This window comes from Streptomyces sp. NPDC060028, from assembly GCF_042736725.1.
Lineage (GTDB): Bacteria > Actinomycetota > Actinomycetes > Streptomycetales > Streptomycetaceae > Streptomyces.
This window is the reverse complement of record NZ_JBHWVJ010000026.1, coordinates 71,983-90,503: the sequence shown is the minus strand read 5'-3', so window position 1 is coordinate 90,503 and position 18,521 is coordinate 71,983. Positions and strand designations below refer to the sequence as shown.

The 18,521-nt window shown below is 68.5% G+C and carries 17 protein-coding genes; 8 read left to right on the top strand and 9 right to left on the bottom strand.

Features of this window, described 5'->3' with window-relative positions:
- Positions 1-258 precede the first annotated feature (258 nt).
- The 4 genes from ACFWBF_RS15655 (at position 259) to ACFWBF_RS15640 (ending at position 2,867) form a co-directional block, all read left to right on the top strand.
- Positions 259-1,257, top strand: coding sequence for an AraC family transcriptional regulator (locus tag ACFWBF_RS15655; RefSeq protein ID WP_266674501.1), 999 nt, complete (start codon positions 259-261; stop codon positions 1,255-1,257).
- 111 nt (positions 1,258-1,368) lie between these two features.
- Complete coding sequence (locus tag ACFWBF_RS15650) at positions 1,369-1,926, top strand: helix-turn-helix domain-containing protein (RefSeq protein WP_385601056.1); 558 nt, start codon at positions 1,369-1,371, stop codon at positions 1,924-1,926.
- Positions 1,857-2,450 (top strand): transposase, encoded by a 594-nt coding sequence (locus tag ACFWBF_RS15645; protein ID WP_385601069.1) that lies wholly within the window; start codon positions 1,857-1,859, stop codon positions 2,448-2,450. Before ACFWBF_RS15650 ends, ACFWBF_RS15645 begins: the two co-directional genes overlap by 70 nt.
- Before the next feature lie 192 nt (positions 2,451-2,642).
- Entirely contained in the window at positions 2,643-2,867 is a 225-nt protein-coding gene (locus tag ACFWBF_RS15640; RefSeq protein WP_385601053.1) for a hypothetical protein, read from the top strand.
- 150 nt (positions 2,868-3,017) lie between these two features.
- On the opposite strand, the gene ACFWBF_RS15635 is transcribed toward ACFWBF_RS15640, so the two are convergent.
- The 5 genes from ACFWBF_RS15635 to ACFWBF_RS15615 all read right to left on the bottom strand — a co-directional run bounded on the left by ACFWBF_RS15635 (position 3,018) and on the right by ACFWBF_RS15615 (position 9,266).
- On the bottom strand, positions 3,018-4,094 hold the full coding sequence (locus ACFWBF_RS15635; RefSeq protein WP_385601050.1) for a lytic polysaccharide monooxygenase auxiliary activity family 9 protein: 1,077 nt from the start codon (positions 4,092-4,094) through the stop codon (positions 3,018-3,020).
- Positions 4,095-4,976: 882 nt separating this feature from the next.
- Positions 4,977-5,537, bottom strand: coding sequence for a hypothetical protein (locus ACFWBF_RS15630; protein WP_385601047.1), 561 nt, complete (start codon positions 5,535-5,537; stop codon positions 4,977-4,979).
- A 587-nt stretch (positions 5,538-6,124) separates the two neighbouring features.
- A complete protein-coding gene (locus tag ACFWBF_RS15625; protein WP_385601044.1) occupies positions 6,125-6,862 on the bottom strand; it encodes a D-Ala-D-Ala carboxypeptidase family metallohydrolase in 738 nt (245 codons plus the stop codon).
- Between the two features lie 229 nt (positions 6,863-7,091).
- Positions 7,092-8,354 (bottom strand): PucR family transcriptional regulator, encoded by a 1,263-nt coding sequence (locus tag ACFWBF_RS15620; RefSeq protein WP_385601041.1) that lies wholly within the window; start codon positions 8,352-8,354, stop codon positions 7,092-7,094.
- 189 nt (positions 8,355-8,543) lie between these two features.
- Positions 8,544-9,266, bottom strand: coding sequence for a hypothetical protein (locus ACFWBF_RS15615; protein WP_385601039.1), 723 nt, complete (start codon positions 9,264-9,266; stop codon positions 8,544-8,546).
- A gap of 342 nt (positions 9,267-9,608) precedes the next feature.
- On the opposite strand from ACFWBF_RS15615, the gene ACFWBF_RS15610 reads away from it, so the two are divergent.
- Positions 9,609-10,067, top strand: a complete 459-nt coding sequence (locus ACFWBF_RS15610) for a phospholipase (protein ID WP_385601036.1) — start codon at positions 9,609-9,611, stop codon at positions 10,065-10,067.
- Positions 10,068-10,734: 667 nt separating this feature from the next.
- Here the strand turns inward: ACFWBF_RS15610 and ACFWBF_RS15605 are convergent.
- Complete coding sequence (locus ACFWBF_RS15605; RefSeq protein WP_385601034.1) at positions 10,735-11,646, bottom strand: enoyl-CoA hydratase/isomerase family protein; 912 nt, start codon at positions 11,644-11,646, stop codon at positions 10,735-10,737.
- Between the two features lie 115 nt (positions 11,647-11,761).
- On the opposite strand from ACFWBF_RS15605, the gene ACFWBF_RS15600 reads away from it, so the two are divergent.
- The 3 genes from ACFWBF_RS15600 (at position 11,762) to ACFWBF_RS15590 (ending at position 14,536) form a co-directional block, all read left to right on the top strand.
- A complete protein-coding gene (locus ACFWBF_RS15600) occupies positions 11,762-12,196 on the top strand; it encodes a winged helix-turn-helix transcriptional regulator (RefSeq protein ID WP_385601031.1) in 435 nt (144 codons plus the stop codon).
- Positions 12,197-12,706: 510 nt separating this feature from the next.
- On the top strand, positions 12,707-13,681 hold the full coding sequence (locus ACFWBF_RS15595; protein WP_385601028.1) for a GlxA family transcriptional regulator: 975 nt from the start codon (positions 12,707-12,709) through the stop codon (positions 13,679-13,681).
- A gap of 108 nt (positions 13,682-13,789) precedes the next feature.
- Positions 13,790-14,536, top strand: coding sequence for an MBL fold metallo-hydrolase (locus ACFWBF_RS15590; protein ID WP_385601025.1), 747 nt, complete (start codon positions 13,790-13,792; stop codon positions 14,534-14,536).
- A 399-nt stretch (positions 14,537-14,935) separates the two neighbouring features.
- Here the strand turns inward: ACFWBF_RS15590 and ACFWBF_RS15585 are convergent, their stop codons facing one another.
- The 3 genes from ACFWBF_RS15585 to ligA form a co-directional block, all read right to left on the bottom strand.
- Positions 14,936-15,769 carry a PIG-L family deacetylase gene (locus tag ACFWBF_RS15585; RefSeq protein ID WP_385601023.1) on the bottom strand — a complete coding sequence of 278 codons (834 nt, stop codon included), beginning with the start codon at positions 15,767-15,769 and terminating at the stop codon, positions 14,936-14,938.
- Positions 15,770-16,011: 242 nt separating this feature from the next.
- Positions 16,012-16,143 carry a hypothetical protein gene (locus tag ACFWBF_RS15580; protein ID WP_385601020.1) on the bottom strand — a complete coding sequence of 44 codons (132 nt, stop codon included), beginning with the start codon at positions 16,141-16,143 and terminating at the stop codon, positions 16,012-16,014.
- An 89-nt stretch (positions 16,144-16,232) separates the two neighbouring features.
- Positions 16,233-18,272: an NAD-dependent DNA ligase LigA gene (gene ligA, locus ACFWBF_RS15575; protein ID WP_385601017.1), complete on the bottom strand. Its 2,040-nt coding sequence runs from the start codon at positions 18,270-18,272 to the stop codon at positions 16,233-16,235.
- Positions 18,273-18,521: the final 249 nt, after the last annotated feature.

Below are 18,521 nucleotides of genomic sequence, written 5' to 3'. Positions count from 1 at the left end.
GAGCTGACGCCGCCCGAAACCCCCGTCCTCGGGCGGCGTCAGCTCAGTGCCGGGACCGCGAGAGGCCCCCGGTCGTCGGCGGGGGCTCCGGTTTCCCGTCCCCTCACCGACCCTCCGGCGCCCACTCTGCCAAGCCCCGGAGCACCGCGCATTGGCCTGGCGTGCACAGTGTCTTGACGGAGAGTCGCCCCGCCGCCCGCACCCCGGGGCCCCGGCTCTTGTTGCGCGGTCCGCCACGGCCGGTGTAAACCCGTAATCATGCTGCCCGAGAGAACGTTCCGCAGCGCGGAACTAGCGCCCGCCGACCGTTTCGAGAGCTGGCGGGCCCTGATGTCGGAGACGCATGCGCCCATGGAGATGCGCAGTGAGCACGCCGCCGACTTCTGGGTCAACCAGCGCGTCATCTCGCTCGGCGGGATCACGGTCTATCCGATGGAATGCCGTCCCCTGACCTTCCAGCGCACACCGAAGCTGATAGCGAGGTCGGACCCCGAGGCGTTCCACCTCTCGCTGATCAAACGCGGGGCGGGAGCGGTAACGCTGGGCAAGGACACCGTGGTGCACGGTGTGTTCGACATCCACACCAGTGACACGTCACGGCCGTTCGAGATCAGTTCCGGCCCGCATTCCGTCGAGATCATCGGGGTCGAGGTACCCAAGGCGCTGCTGCCGCTGCCCCCGCACACCGCCGGCCGGGTCATCGGCAAGCGCATCTCGGCCCGGGAGGGAATGGGGGCCCTGCTGGCCACCTTCCTCGACCAGGTGACCAAGGACAGCCGGTCCTACCGGCCGGCCGAGGGCCCGCGCCTGAGCGGCGTACTGGCCGATCTCGTCGCCTCGCTCTTCGCCGGCGTCCTCGAAGCGGACCGGTCCTTGACCCCGGAGACGCACCGGCGCGCCTTGGCGCTCCGCGTGATGGCCTTCATCCGGGACAACGCCGACGATCCACTGCTGGACGTCCCCGCGATCGCCGCCGCCCACCACATCTCCGTCAGCTATCTCCACCGGGTGTTCCAGCAGGAGGGGGACGGGGCGACGGTCGCGGCCTTCCTTCAGGGCCAGCGGCTCGCGCGGGCACGCCAGGACCTGGCGGACCCGCTGCACCAGGAGGTGCCCGTGCACGTCATCGGCGCCCGGCGGGGCTTCCGGCACGCGTCCGCGTTCAGCCGGGCGTTCCGCGAGGCCTACGGCCTGCCGCCCGCGGCCTTCCGCGGGCAGGCCCGGGCGGAAGACCTGGCCGGGGCCGACGCCTCCTAGTGCTTGCTTCCTCAAGTTGTTGGTTTATAACACCTGTTGGGTGGTGGCAGGGGGGTGGGTTGTGCCGACGTTGCTGCTGCCCGGGCCGCTTCGGGGCCGGATGAGGAGAGGGTGACCGCCAGGCTGGCGGGCGCCCGGAAGGCGCCGGCCGATCTGGTGATGAGAGCGCGGATCATTGCGTTGAGCTGGGACGGTCTGCGGGTGGCAGCGATCGCGGCGGAGCTCGGTTGTCATGCCAAGACGGTGCGGTGGTGGCTCCACCGCTTCAACGACCTCGGGCTCGAGGGGCTGGAGGACCGGCCCGTCAGTGGGCGGCCGCAACGGATCACCGAGGCGGAACGATCGAGGATCGTAGCGCTGGTCAGACAGGCGTCTCCGGGCCGTCTGACCAGGGGTGAGGGCGGTGAACTGGCGGCGGACGACGAGGCGGGACCGCCAGAATGGACACTCGACGCCCTTGCGGAGGCTGCCCGGCGTCACGGGATTGACGTGGGAAGGTCCCAGGTCCGCCGGATTCTGCTGGCCGAGGGCGTCCGCTGGCGCCGCACCCGGTCCTGGGTGAGATCGAAGGACCGTGACTTCGAGGGAAAAGGACGCGGATCATCGGCCTCTACACCAGCCCGCCTGACGGCGCCACGGTCGTTTGTGCCGACGAGCTCGGGCCGGTGATCCCGCGTACTTTCCCGCCGACGCCGGGCTGGTCACCTGATGGCCGTCGCATAAAGGCGGAGCTCGACTACAGCCGCGGGCCGGAGAAGACGTGGGTCTACGGTGGCCTCCGCGTCAGAGACGGACAGCAGATCACCATGAGCGCCCCGTCCCGCAACAGCGTGTTCTACCAGCAGTTCTTAGAGAAACTCGAGTTCGCCAACCCGGCCGGGGACATTTACGTGATCACCGACAACCTGTCCTCACACAACAGCCTTTCGACCCGGACCTGGCTCGAGGACCATCCCCGGATCAAGCACGTCTTCATCCCGGTCGGCGCATGCTGGCTCAACCTCCGGGAAGCCTGGTGGCGGATATTCCGCAAAGCAGCCCTCGCCGGCCAGACCTTCGCCGGACCTGACGAGATCACCCAGGCCACCACCCTCGCCACCGCCCAGATCAACCGACGAGCACGACCATGGATCTGGGGCAGACCCGCACCACCCACCCGACACCTACGGCGCCGTTACATCTACTGCCTTTGAGGAACGCAGCACTAGAGACCCGCGAGGTCACGGAAACTGAAGGGTCTTCAGCGCGAACCCGAGGGTCCACTGACTTGATTCTGGGGGATGGACCCGTGGGTTCGCGTCAAGACAAGGGTCGGGTCTCGGCGGCCTGCTCCAGGTGTGCGACATCCCGTGAGTTCCCCTGAGCCCCGCTGAGCCGCTGACCCCGTGGCCAGGGCGTTCTCGCGGGCGTTCCAGAAGGGCCTGGAGGCCCTCGCGCATTACACCGCGCGGGAAGGCCGGCTACCCGGGCGGAGCGTCGTCCAGGTCCTCCCCTACGGGAGTGAGCACCGCACCGGGATCTGGATCGGGAACATCAAGGCCAGCCGCGACCGGCTCAACCGGACGCAGCTGACCGCGCTCGCCGAACTCGGCGTGGACTGGGCGCGGTAGAGGAAGGGCGCTGTTCCCAAACCTGGAACAGCGCCCGGCGGGACGGGAACGGCTTCGCGGCCGCGCGGTCACGGCCGCGTCCCGCCCCGGTGCTTCGGCCCCTGATCGACCGCTTGGTGAGGGTGGTCCGTCAGGCGGGCGGCGGTTCGGTTAGCGCAGCAGTACGTCGCAGGTGGACGTGAAGAACTCGCCGGTCTTGCCGCCGTTATCGCCGTCCGGTGTGTCCGGGCCTCCGTGGCCGCCCCAGATGTGCACGATCGCCGCGCGCCCGGTCCGAGGGGGCAGGGAGGCGAACTCCCAGCTGCTGGACTCCTCTTCCATGTGCGAGCCCTGGACCTCGACCAGGAAGGGGATCGGCTCCAGGTCCTGCCAGGTCAAGCCGTTGCCCGGAGTCCACTCGGCGCGGGTGATGAACCAGCGGTGGGACCATGTCTCGTTCGTGTGGTAGGCCGTGTAGTCGTAGGCGAAGGTCTGACTGGCGGCGGATGTGTCCAGCTCCGTCAGGGGCCACTCCCCCAGCGTGGCGTCCGGCGCCAGATCTAGACCCTTGAAGGCTTCGTTGCCCGCGGACGGCACGGTGGCGTCCTTGAAGAACTTACGGAATTCGAGGTACTGCTGGGCGTTGTTCCACGGGTAGTCGGCGAGCATCCGGGCGGCCCCCGGCGTCACCTCCTGCCACACGGTGCTGGTGTTCACACGGCGTGCCTGGGCGCAGATCGGGGAGGCGTCCTCGTCTCGGATGGCGGCGGCCGCGCGGCTGCGCGGGTGGTCGACCGTGCCGTGCCGCCGTCCCTCGGCGCGCCCCTTTGGGGTCTGGCGCAGCTCACGGGGCGCCCAGTGACGAGAGGAGTCCGAAGTGACGGTCACCGTGTTGGTGAACGGCGTGAACTCGCCGTCGACCTTGGCGCGGATCTTCACCTGGAATTCGCCGGCCGGCTCCTGATCGCCCAGGTCCACCCAGTGGGTGTTGGACTGCGTCCAGTTCCAGGCAGGCCAGTAGAGGTAAACCGTCTGCCTCGGCTCGTCGTCGATCCACACCTCGTACAGGTGCGGGTAGGGCGCCTTGCCCTCGTTCCAGTCCGCCGGGGGCGGCCATGCCCCCTGGTCAGGGCCGTTCTCCCCGATCTGCCATCGCAGGCTGATCCCGTACATCGTGTACTTGCCGTCGGCGCGGTGCCTGATGTCGGCACGAAGATCGGACGGAGCACTCGGCTGGGAACCGCTCACGGTGTCCCCTCTCCTTGATCGAATCCATCCCTCGGCACGTCACCACGAACAAGCCCACATACCCGACAGTGACGGACCATGACGGAAAGTAACCATAGATCATTTGGGCATGCCAAGGTTCACCAACCGACCAATTCCGCCACCCTGTCCCGAGAGCCGCACCAGCGGCCGGCCCCCGCTCCGGCTGCCGGTAGACGGCGGCTCGGTAGATGGTGGCCAGAGCGGCGATCCCGCTCAGGGCAATCAGGACGTAGTCCGCCCGCTCCAGGCCGACGTTCCCAGCCCGCCAGAGGGACGGCGAACAGCAGGCGCTCCATACCGATCCGGGCCCGGCCGGTCAACACCTCAGCGGCCCGCCCGCGCCCGTACGCGGTCGGGTGTGGGAGCCGGCGCCGTCACCGGGCACACAGGGGCAAGGGCGCTCAAAAGCCAGGCCAGGACCGGACCGGGGCACGGCCGGGATCGTCTCGGCGGCCTTCGCCAGCATCGGCGCGACCGGAGGCCTCAGCACCACGACCGCACACCTCCACCCCACGTACCGGCCCCCCGCCCCAGCTTGCCGCCCACCCCGCCTCCCGACCCGCACATAACGCCGGACGGGTGCAGCCGGGCCGCCTTCCGCAAGCTGCGGCCCGCCCGTCGCTGTAATTGGCCAATTTGACGAACTGCAGCGCTCACGTGTTCGCCCGCCGGTGGCGCGCCGGTTCGAGGCCATCGTGTGAAGCTACGTGGCGGTCGCGGCGTTACGGGTGTGGCGGTTGTCAGGCCTTGGGCACGGTGACGCTGTGCTCGGTCAGCGGGCTGACCGGCCGGTGGTCGTTCACGTGTGTCGTAAGTGGATCTCGAGTCATGAATGATCTCTGCTCATGGGGCGGGGAGATCTCACGGACGAGCAGTGGGCGGTGCTGGAGCCGTTGTTGCCGAAGGGGACGAAGGCGGGGCGGCCGCCTGTCTCCAGGCGTCGGCGGCGCTTGGCGGAGGTAGGGTCAGCAGCTCGATGCCGTCGATCTGCATGACGTCGAAGGCGATGGAGAACGCCGGGCTCTTCGCGGCGAGCGCGGTGGCGGTGCGGCCGCAGGCGGCGGCCCGGCGCTGGAGGACTTCGAAGAACAACCGGCTGGGCGCGGTGTCCCAGACGACGAGCTCACCGTCGAGGACCAGGCCGTCCGGCAGTTGCTCGGCGGCCGCGACCAAGTCGGGGAAGCAGACTTGGAACAGGGAGCCGCGCCGGGTCTGCAGGAGCAGCCGGCCGCCCGGGCTGGCGGTGGTGAAGAGGATCGCGCGGTGGCCGTCGAACTTCTGCTCCGCCGCGAAGCCACTCGCCGGGACGCCGGAGCCGGGGACATACTCGGCGGCCGGGCGAGCGGGGTGAGAACCACTCAGGGATGGCCTCCTTACCGCCGCTCCGGGCCTGGCACCCGACAGCCTCCCCCAGCCAGGCATGTATGGCGCGGGGACACGGCCAAAAGGCACTGCCGGGTCAGGCTCCGGGGTGGGCCGGCTTCTACTGTGACTCCACACACCGGGCCCGGCACTCCTGGCAGGAGGGGTTCTCTGGGCTGACGTGTGGCGCTCCCTGTCAAGCGAATTTGCGCAGCTCAGCGCAGGTGCGACTCACGGTTCCGGGTGCGACAGGTGTGGTGCCATCGCTGGATCGGGCGACACTCCCTGGCGTGACGTGCCGGAACGCCAGGGGCCGTGGGAGCATGCCTACGACCTGTTCCCGCACTGGCAGCGGGACGGGACCTGGACAAGGATCCCATCCAGCTCCAGGCCCAGGCCGACGCGAACGGACTCATCACCTGGGACGCGAACGTCGACTCGTCCGTCTGCCGGGCCCACCAGCACGCCGCCGGGGCCCGTCAAAAGAGGCCTGGGGCGGCCGAGCCGACCGACCATGCCCTCGGGCGGTCCCGCTGCGGGCTGACCACGAAGGTCACCTCGCCGCCGACAGCCGCGCCCGGCCACTCGCCTTGGCCATCCCACGGCCAGGCCGGTGATGCACCGCCTTCGCCCAGGTCATGGCCCACTCAGATGCCGCAGGAGGGCGCCGACCAGAATCGGCTCGGTCGGTGGTCAACGTGGGTGTGGTCGTTGTGGCCCGGGTAGCCCGGCCCGAGGATGCCGCTGAATCCGTGGTCGCGCGCCTGCTGGGCGAGCTTGCACAGGGAGTGCGGTCCGGCCGCGAGGTCAGCCGAGTCTCCGTACAAGTGACGGCTGTCCGCTGCGCCGCCGACCGCGTCGTTGCACGCGCGTGAGCGGAAGCCGCTGGTGACCGTGATCGGCACGTCGCCGAGAGCGTGGCGCATGGCCTGCAGTTTCCACATGGTGCGCAAGGCGTTGGCCTTGGCCGTGGCGGCGGAGACCGCGCCGCCGGACCAGGTGGTGTTGCAGTTGTTCAGTTCCGCGAACGAGAAGTTGACGGGCGTGCAGTCGTTGTCCTGCAGGGCGTAAATCTTACTGAAGGTGGCAGTGTCCGCGATGCCGTTGGCGGGCAGCCCGTAGGCTTGCTGGAAGCGGGTGACAGCAGCCGCGGTCGCGGGGCCGTAGGCGCCGTCGACGCCGAGGAGTCCTCCGGAGCCGGGGTAGCCGGCGACCCGGATCTGCAGCTGCGTGACGTCGGAGCCGGAGTCTCCCTGCGCCAGGGTGCGCGTCCAGGTGAAGCAGCCGTCGGCATGGGCTGCTCCCGCCATGGCCACGGTGCCGGCGAACAGGCTCATGGCGAACAGCACCATGGCCAGGAGCGGTCTGAAGAGGCGAATGGTCATGAGGGTTCTCCCTGGTTCGCAAATCGGAGGGACGCGTGAATCGAGGGACGGGTGATGAGGCCCTCGGCGATGAGCTGGGGGCGAGGAAGACGAGCCGGACGCGGCCGGGTTCGGTGGCCCGAAGGGTTTTGACCAGCGGTGTGCGTGGGTGACCGGTGGTACGCGGCCGATTGCCAGGTGGACGGGCTCCGGTGCACTGTGCCGAGCCGGTGCGGGGCGGGGCTTCTCCCTAATTGGATGAGGAAAGGTTGGCTGCCGTCATCGCCGCGCGGAGGAGTTGGATGCCGTGGGGGCTGCTGGGATCGAGGCCGCTGAACTCCCGAATTTTCTGCAGGCGGTAAGTCAGTGTCCTTCGGTGGATGTTGAGCGCTTTGGCGGCTTTTTCCCTGTCGAGCTCGTGGAAGAACAGTTCGTCGAGGGTGAGGCGTAGATCGGTCCCCTGTTCGAGCGGTCCCAGGAGGTCGACGAGCCGGTTCTGCAGTGCCGGCTGCCGGGAGATCGCAAGCTCTATCACCAGTTCGGTCGCCTTGTAGGGACGCGCCTGGGCATCGGGCATCGCCACCACCACGGACACGGTCTGCTGCAGCTCTCGGAGCGTGTCGGGGACCGATCCCACAGTGGCTGCCAGGGCGTGGGCGGCACGTACGGATCGAACCCTTCGAGATGCTGCGGCCACCAGCTCTGCGGATAGGGCTTCTGCCACGTCCTCGTCACCGTTCACCGGTAGCAGCACCATCAATTCGTCTCGCCGCGCCTGGGTGGACCAGAGGATCCCCGGCGACGACCGGAGCAGGCTCCGGCTCTCGTTCAGCGCACGCTCGAGGGCGCCTTCCTCCTGCAAGAACCTGCAGATGAGGATGAGATAGGCCTCGGGGAGGAGGATGCCCGCGGCCGCGGCCATGGACGCGGCCTCGGTCGACGCGCGTAGCAACTCGGCAAGCAGCTGCCGGCGAGCCTGGAGGGTCTCTCCCCGTTCGACGCGCGCCGTGTCGTGGTAGCCCGTCATGGCAGCCGCGATCATCCGGGCGTTCTCCTGAGCCCCGTACGTGATCAGCTTGGCAAATTCTGCGTAGTTCTCGGAGTTCGCCACCGAAAGAATGTCTCGCAGGCCGGCCAGATGCCCCACCTCGAATCCGTCTCGAAGGTCGGACGCGGAGAACGAGTCAAACAGGCACCGGCGCGATCCCATGTTCCGGAAGACCTCGAGATCGGAGTCGAGGAAGGGAGCCTGGCCGTTGTCGAACATGTCGAGCATACGGACCGTCACGAAATGCAGTTCACCCGGGATCTCTTTGGGGCGTTTCGCATGCAGCTGCGCCACTTTGGGAATTTCGCTCGTCGTCATGTCGAGAATTTTTGAGACAGTGATGTCCCGTCGGGCCTTCAGCTGCCTGACGAGCTTGGAGTCATTGATGTGACACACCTCCATCGGCAACCGAAGGAACGCCCGAATCACACCGGGATGGCGCGGTACGAGCTTCTGGCCAGTCATTTCCAGCGCAGGGATACGCGATTCGCCGTCGACGGGATGAAATCGCCGGTCTGGCGGGAGAGGCGCAAGGGCCTTCCGGCCTTGGCGCAGACATGGCGGTCCACACCGATCCCGAAAGGCCCCGGCCATGCAGGTACTACGAACTGTGGTTCCGCGTCATTTCGACGGCGATGTTAGCCGCCTGGCCGCCTATCCGGGAAGGGTGGCGGGAAGGCAGTTGCGGGGAATGAAGTACCACCCTTGCTGGCCGACGCCATCGGTGCTGTCGGCCCGCGGGTCGCGGATCATCACCCACTTGCCGTCGCGCGAGACGTAGCGCCACAGGACGGTCTGGCCGATGGCTATCCGGCCGTTCAGCGGCGAACTGGCCACCGCGGGAACCTTCCAGGGCTGCACGTTGCCGTAACCCCTGATGTGCGATCCGTCCCAGGTGCTACACCCGGCCCGGGCAACCGTGGCCACGGTAGCTCCGTCATCGGCCGAGCCCCCGATCTGGCCGTTGGTGAACACGGAGGTCGGCAACGTGGCCGCGGCGCCACAACCGTCGGCGGCGGATGCACTGCCGGCGACCGCTTCCGCGAAGGTCCACAGGCACGCGTTGAGGTCCCCGTAGACCCGGCCCCACCGGTACCCGCCGCTCTGCTCGCCCTGCACGTCGACCGTCCAATTACGGTACGCCGTACCCAAAACGTACGAGTGCGGAGCCCGCCGCAACAGCGTGTAATCGGCCGACACATGCTTACGGACCGCGGCTTCGGCGGGGGGCCCCTGCACCAGCAGGGGCACGGCCACACCCGCCGCCGCCGCCAACGACAAACCGATGAGCGACGCACGAACTCGTTTCGACATGGAAATACCTTCCCTTGGCATGAAGTGGATACCTGGTGACGGACCGGGAGCATGGTTGCGCATGCCGGAATCACGCGGGAGCAGTCAAAGCGTCAATCCTGCCGACGCCCGCAGCGACCGAGTGCACATTCCTCCTGCCGAGGAAGAACCGGGAGGCGGTACGCCCTTCTTCCACCACGACACGTGCCGTACACCTGACAGGCGAGGCAAGCATTCATCAAACCGGTCGCGACAGGCAAGGGCTACAGGGAAAGAGATCCGCAGCCGAAAGCGTTTTGCACAAACGGGAAATTGTCGGACCGCCAGATTTTCCTGGTTGCGCATAGGCCAACGCCGCTGTACGTGATGCACTCCTGCCGATGCGCGGCCGCCGAATCGCGGGCCGCCAACTCCCGGAGGTAGCGCGTGATACGTCGCATGTCCGCAATCCTGGCCATTCCGGCCGCAACCCTGCTCGCCTGGGCCGGTGCCGCAGCACCGGCTTCGGCAGCTCCCGCCGACAAATTGCATGTTCTGTCCAGCTGGACCCAGACCAGCGCCTCCAGTTACAACACCTTCGTCTCGGCGCGCAACAACCAGGGCTCCTGGTCGTCCTACGGCTTCAACTGGTCCACGGACTACTGCTCCTCCTCGCCCGACAATCCGCTGGGCTTCCCGTTCGACCTTTCCTGCGCTCGCCACGACTTCGGCTACCGCAACTACAAAGCCGCCGGACAGTTCAGCGCCAACAAGCCCCGGTTGGACAGCATGTTCTACGAGGACCTCAAGCGGGTGTGCGGTTCACACGGGTACAGCACCTCGAAGAAGGCGACCTGCAACAGCCTCGCCTGGACGTACTACAAGACGGTCAAGCAGTTCGGCTGACTCGCCGGGCCGACCCGCGTTTCACCAAGAAACGTAGTCAGCGGGTCGGCAAAGTGAGCAGAGAGCGGCCAGATGCGCCCTGCGTCGCGCCGCGCGCTCCTCACCCATTCCAACAGGGCGCGGCATGAACCGCGCCCGACGTCTGTGCCCGACTTCAGGAACAGACCGGATGAGTCAGCAGTCACCAGTCCTGACATGGCAGCCAGCCGATTGGGGGTGACGGCCGACCGTCCGGGACGTCGGGCCGTAAGAGACGGATGGCCGTGGACGTTACTGGGCCAGGTCACCGCCGTCACCGTCCTGACCGCGAGCACCCACGACAACGCCGCCGCGGGCGTCGCCCTGCTGGACTCCTGCTGGACTCCTGCTGGGCCATGTCGTGGAGAGCGCCGGCGGAAAACGGGCGGCACACCCCACCTCCGTGACGCGCTGCGTCATCGACTGATCCTGCCCGTCATCCCCCGCGAAGATCCCCGAACATGAAGGACCTGGGCAAGCCCGGTACGTGGTGGGGCAGACGTTCGCCCTGCCCCACCATCAGCTCAAACACCTTGCCCCCCGCTGCGAACGCCGGACCGAACTCCACGACGCGTTCATCTCCCTCGCCTGCAGCCTCATCTGCTACCGACGCCTCAGGAAGAACTGCTCGTGATCGTGTTACGAGCTCTCAGGCGGTGACGGGGCCGTCGGTCCAGAAGTTCCTCGCCAGTGCGCGCCGTTCCTGCCAGAGCGTGTCCTTGTCGCGGAAGGCGAGTATGCCGGCTGCCTGGTCGGCGTCGTTGACCTGCCAGCCGCCGTTGACGGCTCCGGTCAGTCCTGCGCTGAGTTTCTCGAAGGCCTGAGCGGTTTTCAGGTCGGCTTCGACGCCGCTGTTGATGATGAACTTCAATTGCCGCACTGCCTGCTGATTTTTGTTCAGCAGTACTTCCACCAGTTCGTCCACTGCGGTGTCGAGGTGGTCGTCGGGCACAACCCGGTTCCACAAGGTCAGCTCAGCGGCCCGGGAGGCGGGGTGGAGGGCACCGAGGAGGTTGATCTCCTTGGTCAGTCGCCGTCCGATGAGCCGCGCCATTCGGGTGGTACCGCCCCATCCCGGGGTGATGCCGACGTCGACTTCGGGCATGCCCCACTTCGCGCTGTAGGCGGCGACCACGAAGTCGCAGGCCATGGTGATCTCCAGCCCGCCACCCACCGCGAACCCGTTCACCTTGGCGATGGTGACCTTGTCGAGCTCCTCCAGGGTGTCGGCCATGTGCTGGTAGCCGGTGACGCGACGCATGACGTCGTTGGCGTCGCCCCATCGGTGCATCTCCGTGATGTCGTCACCCGCGCAGAACGTGCCGCCAGCGCCCTGGATCACCAGGACTTTGATGGTCCGGCTGTCCCGGACCACCTCCAGCGCGTGAATCAGTTCATCGGAGAGCGCGATCGACAGGGCGTTGCGTGCCAGCGGCCGATTGAGGGTGATCCGTGCGACCGCGCCGGCCTCCTCGAAGACAAGCTGTTCGTACGTACTGACGTTGTGCGATGTGGGTGCTCCCGCGGACGGGGCTGACGTGAATGCAACCGGATCGGTCACTGGGACTCCTCAGCAGTCGGTTTCATTTCGCTACCGACTCTAGAGTGACACGGTCGCAATTTGCAACCGACCTGGGTAAGGTGATGGCCTGGGAATCAAGGGAAGGGCTTGTGGGATGGGTGAGCGGGACCGGCCGACGCGACACGACTCCGTCGAGGCCGCCCTGGACCAGGTCGGAGACCGCTGGACCTTCCTGATCCTGCGTGAGTGCTTCTTCGGTGTGCGGCGTTTCGCCGACTTCCGGCGCAACCTCGGCATCGCGCGCAACATGCTGTCCGACCGCCTGGACAAGCTCGTCGGACACGGCATTCTGAACCGCCGCCCTTACAGCGAGCGCCCGCCACGCGAGGAATACCTGCTGACCGACAAGGGACGTGATCTGTACGGGGTCACCGTTGCCCTGATGAGCTGGGGAGACCGGTGGCTCTCCGGTGAGCCACCCCTGACCCTGACGCATCGCACCGACGGCGGCGCGATCGAACAGATCCTGCGCTGCTCGGACTGCGGCGCCCACCTCGACGCGAGGGACGTCCACTACCACCCGATATAAGCAACCCCTGCGGCAACGACGGCTGTCACCCCCACCGCCGTGCGGGTGTTCGGGCGGGGGACGCAGCCGTACGTCACGACGCTAAGAGTCGGCCTCTGGGCCGGGTGGCCAGGGAGCGAAGCGGCCGCCCGCCGCGATCCTCGCGGGCCCGCGCTGCCTGGCACGGCACCTCATCCCCGGACTTCGTCCGGGGGAACCCCCAGGTTGTCGGATCGCGCGAGTACGGGCCACGTATGAGCTCCGATCCTCCGCCTCGCGATGCTTCCCCTACGTTTGTCGCTAAACCCGCGCGCCGAGGCCTGACCTGCTGTCTGGTGGGGATGAATGCGGCCACGTAGTCCTCGAACCCTTCATGCAGGCCACATTCTTCGCGGGCCGCGGCGGTTTCGTGTCTGACCTCATCCATTCGGAGGAGGCGCGGGCGCTTGGACCGGCCGCCCCCTCCCGATGGCCTGATGTGACAGATCCTGGTCATTGCAGCCATGTCTGATCGGGCGGAATGATCAGGGCATGTCCCAACCGCACCGCGTCGTGATCGTCGCCTTCCCCGGCATCGAGCTGCTGGACGTCACCGGCCCGGCCGAGGTGTTCTCCGTCGCCTCCCGGGTCGCCAAAGCCGACCCGCCCGGCTACCTCGTGCAGATCGCGACGGCCGACGGCGGCCCGGTGACCACCTCCAGCGGCGTCCGGCTGATGGCCGACCTGACCCTGGACGACGCGAACAGCCCGATGGACACCCTGCTGGTGGCGGGGGCGATCGAGCTCGTCGACGACGGCGTAGTGCCGGTGATCGACCACGAGGTCACCCACTGGCTGCGCCATGCGGCACCCAGGGCCCGGCGGATCGGCTCGATCTGCGCGGGAGCGCACCTGCTGGCCGCCGCCGGGCTGCTCGACGGCCGGGCCGCCACTACGCACTGGCTCACCGCCGCCAGACTGGCCGCCGAATACCCCAGCGTCCGGGTCGATCCCGATCCGATCTTCATCCGGACCGGCCAGGTGTGGACGTGCGCCGGCGTCACCTCCGGGATGGACATGGCCCTGGCCATGGTCGCCGAGGATCATGGCCAAGACCTCGCGCTCGCGACGGCCCGGACGATGGTGATGTACGTCAAACGCTCCGGCGGGCAGAGCCAGTTCAGTGTGCCGCTGTCCGTCCAGAGCTCCTCGGACGACCGGATCGACGAGCTGCGGATGTGGATCGCTGAACACCTCGCCGAAGACCTCTCCCTCGAAGCCCTGGCGGCCCGGACGCACCTGAGCGTGCGCCACTTCACCCGGCTGTTCCACCAGCGCACCTCCACGACACCGGCCGCCTACGTGGAGGCGGCCAGGCTGGAGGCCGCCCGGCGACTGCTGGAGGACAGCGACCGGAGCCTGCCCGAGATCGCCGCCGCCAGCGGCCTCGGCTCCGTGGAGACGCTGCACCGAGTCTTCCGGCGGCGGATGGGCACCACCCCGGCCGAGTACCGCCGCCGCTTCTGACCCACCCCACCCACACCATCTGCCGGCCAGCAGGCGTGTCCGCGCACCGGCCGAGCTTCGCGATGCCCGCACAGCGCGGCGTCGACCAGAACACTTCGGAGGAAAGCCATGTCCCGCATGAAGTTCGTCCCGATCCCGGTCATGGGCCGGCACAACATCAACGCCTACCTGCTGCTCGGCCGCCGACCCGTCATCGTCGATGCCGGAACCCCGGGCAGCGGCCAGAAGATCCTCGACCAGATCACCGCCCACGGCGTCGACCCCACCGACGTCGCGCTGATCGTCATCACCCACGGCCACATCGACCACTTCGGCTCCGCCGCCGAACTGCACCGCCTCACCGGCGCGCCCATCTCGGGCCACATCGCCGACCTCGGACCGTACCGCTCCGGCCGGGTCCGCGAACCCTACCTGCCCACCGGCCCGATGGGCCGCCTCATGGACCGCGACCAGAAGCTCCACGCCCAGGCCGAACCCTTCGAACCCGCCGTGCTCATCCGCGGCGAAACGAGCCTGGAGGACTTTGGGCTCGCGGCGCGCATCATGCCCACCCCTGGCCACACCGCCGGATCGGTCTCCGTCCTTACTGACGCCGGCGACCTCGTCGCCGGCGACCTGATCGCCAACTCCTTCATGGGCCTGATCCCCGGCAAGCCCGCGAACCCGCCCTTCCACGACAACCCCCGACAGAACCTCGCCAGCCTCCGCGAGATGCTCGCCCTCAACCCCACCACCCTGCACGTCGGCCACGGCACCGCGCTGGATCCCGACCGGGTACGACAGTGGGCCGATAGGGAACACGACCGCCTCGCACGACTCGACGCCGCCGGACGCCTCACCACGCGCAGTGGGTGACGCGCCACTGCGCGCGGACCGGCATCGAAACGGCCCCTGTGCCGGGCGGCAACAGCCTGCTGGCACTGCGCCGGCAGTGTCCGGGGCCGGCCCGCCCTGCCCAACGCGCCGCGCCTGGAGGCACGAAGTTCCTGCAGGTCGGGGAGGTGGTTGTAAAGGGTGCCAGGGCTGATGCCGAGGGGCTTGGAGATCGAGGTGATCGAATTCTCCGGATCGGTCAGCATGCCGCGGGCGACCCGGATGATCTCGGCGGTGCCGGCGCCGTGTCCGTACACGCTGATGCCGCCCACCCCTGCAGCGGCCGCCCACCGCTCCCGCAGGGAGCCGCCGGCGGCCGGAAGCTCCTAGGGCCCGGGCGATCGCGCTGTGCGGCCGATGAGACCCGGTCGGACGGGCGGATCAGCGCAGTCCGGCGAAGAGATCATTCTCGGGTACGGCCGCGCCGGTGGCGTCCTTGACGCGTACGAAAGTCTCCGTGCCCATCAACTCGCCGAACCTCTCCTTGCCCATCTTGAGAAAGAAGATGTTCTCGCCCTGACTGGCGTGTGCGGCCAGCGCATCGAACTTCTGACCGCTGAACGCGGTGGTGTCCACCCATGTGGTGATCTCATCGTCGGGGAGGCCGATCTCGGCCATCGCGGCGGCCTCGGCGGGATCCGGCTCCGGCATGTCCTCATGAAACTCGCGCATGATCTCCCCGAACCGCTGCATCCCCGAGCGGGGCATCGTCGTCCAGTACACCTTCGGTGTCGGCGCGGTCATCTCCAGCGCCGCCATCGTGATGCGGTGGGCCTGGATGTGGTCGGGGTGGCCGTAGAAGCCGTTCTCGTCGTAAGTGACGACCACATCGGGTCGGTAGTGCCGCATGAGTTCCGCGAGTCGGGCGGCGCCTTCCTCCACGGGGGTCTGCCAGAAGGATCCGGGGGCGTCGTTGCTCGGCCAGCCCATCATCCCGGAGTCGGCATAGTCCAGCATCTCCAGATCGCTGACCTTCAGGACGTCACAGCTCGCCTCGAGTTCTTGACGGCGCATCAAGGCGACGGTCGCCGGATCGTGCCCGGGATCGCCCGGCTTGACACCACCCGGTCCGTCACCGCAACGGCCGTCGGTACACGTCACGAGAACGGTGCGGATGCCTTCCGCCGCGTACCGCGCGAGGATCCCTCCGGTTCCGGTGGCCTCGTCGTCGGGGTGGGCGTGCACTGCCATGAGCGTCAAGGGCCGGTCAGTCATGAAACAATCCTCCTGCAGAAATACTTCTTGGTCCGAGTGCGCGGCCGGCAGACCGCGATCATGGGGCCCGAATCCTGGTGGGCGGACGACTTTTGTGGTCGCCGTGCTCCCCTCCGTGGCTCCGGTCCCTCGGTCGATGTAACCGCGCCGACCGGACCGGGTGTTCCCGGCGCGGACGCTTGACCTTCCAGACAGCTCCGTCCTGGCCCGCCTGGCTGGCCCGTTGGGCGGGACGACCGCGATCAGACGGCACCGCCCCAGCCGTCAGGCTGCGCGACCGCGGCTTCTGCGCGGGCCTGGCCGGCGGCGGCCTGCTGCTCGCGGACCCGTGCCCACCGGTGCTCCCGGAGCCAAGCCTGAGCCTGGGCGGTCACCGTCTCGTGCACCTGCCGGTCGGTGGCCTTGCGGCGCTCCTCCAGGGCGGCGCCGGACAGCCGCGCCGAGGGCTGGCGGGCGGCGATGGCTAGGTGGTGGGGAGGAGACCGGCGACGAGGACGGCGAATTCCTCGGGGTCGAGGATGCGGATGCCCAGTTCTTCGGCCTTGGTGCGCTTGGAGCCGGCCTTCTCGCCCGCCACCACGAGGTTGGTGCGCTTGGACACCGACGACGATGCCTTTCCACCGGCCCGCTCGATCAGCTCGTTCATCTCGTTCCGGGACAACACCGCAAGGGGGCCGGTCATGGCCCCGGTTACCACGACGGCCTGTCCGGCCAGGGGGCCGCCTGCCGAGTCCTCGCCGTCGTTCGCGTCGGTCGCGGGCTTCTGCGGCTCGGTGACCTGCGTGCCGACCTGCTGGGCCTGGAGTTTGTCGAGGAGCGGGGCGAGTTCGACGAGTTCGGCCGCAATGACGCGGGCCTTCTCGGTGCCGATGCCGTCGACCCCGGCCAGCGTGTCCGCGTCGGCGGCCCGGATCGCGGCCATCGAGCCGAAGTGCGCGGCGATCCGGCGGGACATCGTGCGCCCGGTGCCGCGGACACCGAGGGCGCAGAACACGCGGCTCAATGCGGCCTGGCGGGCGGTCTCGATCGCGGCCAGGAGGTTGGCGGCGCTGGTCTCACCCATCCGGTCCAGACCGAGGAGCTGCTCGCGGGTCAGCGTGAACAGGTCGGCGACGTCTTTGACCAGACCGGCCTCCACCAGCTGGATCGCGCGCGTGCCGCCGAGACCTTCGATGTCGAGCTGGTCCCGGCCGGCCGCGTAAATCACCGAGGCCACAGCCTGACAGCTCCGGCCGCGCACGCACCGCCACCGCTGCTCGGAGGTGTCAATCGCGTCGCCACAGCGGGGGCACGCCTCGGGGAAGACGATCGGGCTCTCGGCGCCGGTGCGCTGGTCGACCAGCGGTGCTTCGACCCGGGGGATCACGTCGCCGGCGCGGTACACGAACACCTGGTCGCCGGTCATGAGCCCGCGACGGGTGATGTCGGACGGATTGTGAAGCGTGGCGTAAGTGACCGTCACCCCGTCGATGACCACGGGCTCCAGGACAGCGCGCGGCGCGATGATCCCGGTCCGGCCGACGTTCCACTCCACCGCCAGAAGGCGCGTCACCTTGTGTTCGGCCGCCAGTTTCCGGGCCACCGCCCACCTGGGGGCGCGCGAGCCGTTGCCGGCCTGCCGCTGGTCCTCGGCCGTGTCAGCCTTGACGACGACACCGTCGATTCCGAACGGCAGGTCTCCGCGCAGGCCGGCGATCGCGTCGATGCGTTCCTGCACCTGCTCCACGGTCTCGCATCGCATCGGGGCGGCGGCCGTGCTGGCGGCCGTGTTCGCGCCGAGCGCGGCCAGGTTCTCCAGCAGAGCGACGTGGCCGAGGTCGTCCAAGCCGATCGCGCTGTAGGCGAAGAAGGTCAACTCGATCCGGTAGGGACGGTCCTTGGCCCGCAGGGTGCCGGCCGCTCCGCTGCGCGGGTGCGCGAAGGGCGTGGCCTGGTGGGCGAGCCGGATCCGGTTGGCCTCCTCGAACTGCGCGGTCGTCAGCAGCACCTCGCCGCGCACCTCGACGTCGATCGGCTTGGTGAGTACCGGCGGCAGACCGAGGACGGCGTCGGCGGCGTGGCTGATGTCCTCGCCGGCCAAGCCGTCGCCGCGGGTGAGGACCTGAACGAGCCGACCACCCCGGTACCGGGCGGCCACCGCGAGGCCGTCGAGCTTCGGCTCCACACACCACCCGGCCACCGGGTGCCCGAGACGCCGTTCCAACCCTGCGGCCCACTCGGCGAGGTCGTCAGCGTCGAAGACGTTGTCGAGGGAGAGCATCGGCACCGAGTGCGGCACGTCACCTTGCACAGCCCCGCCCGCCACCTTCCCGGTCGGCGACTCGGAAAGCACCTCGTCCGGGTGGGCCTCCTCATAGGCCGCGATGGCGCGCAGCAGCCCGTCGTACTCGTCGTCACCGAGCGGGGTGGTCCCGTCGCCGTAGTACGCGGCCGACGCCGCCACGGCGGTGGTCACGGCCTCCATGTAGGCGACAGGAGAGAGCAGGGCACTGTTTTCGGTCATGAAGGTCATCATCCTGCCCCCCACTGACAACGCAGCCGCCCGACCCCGCCTGGCCGCGGCACGCACCCGAGCCGTCCTGCGGCACAGGGCGGGAACGGCAACAGCCTGCTGATCAGCACCGCCCTCGTGGCCGGTCGCCCGGACCGAAACCGGCTCTCGGCGGGTCGCACAGTCGCACGTCGTGACCTGCGGAGATGCCGCTCGTTCGGACGTGCTGGGGGGGTATTGTCGTCCGGTCACGGACGGCAA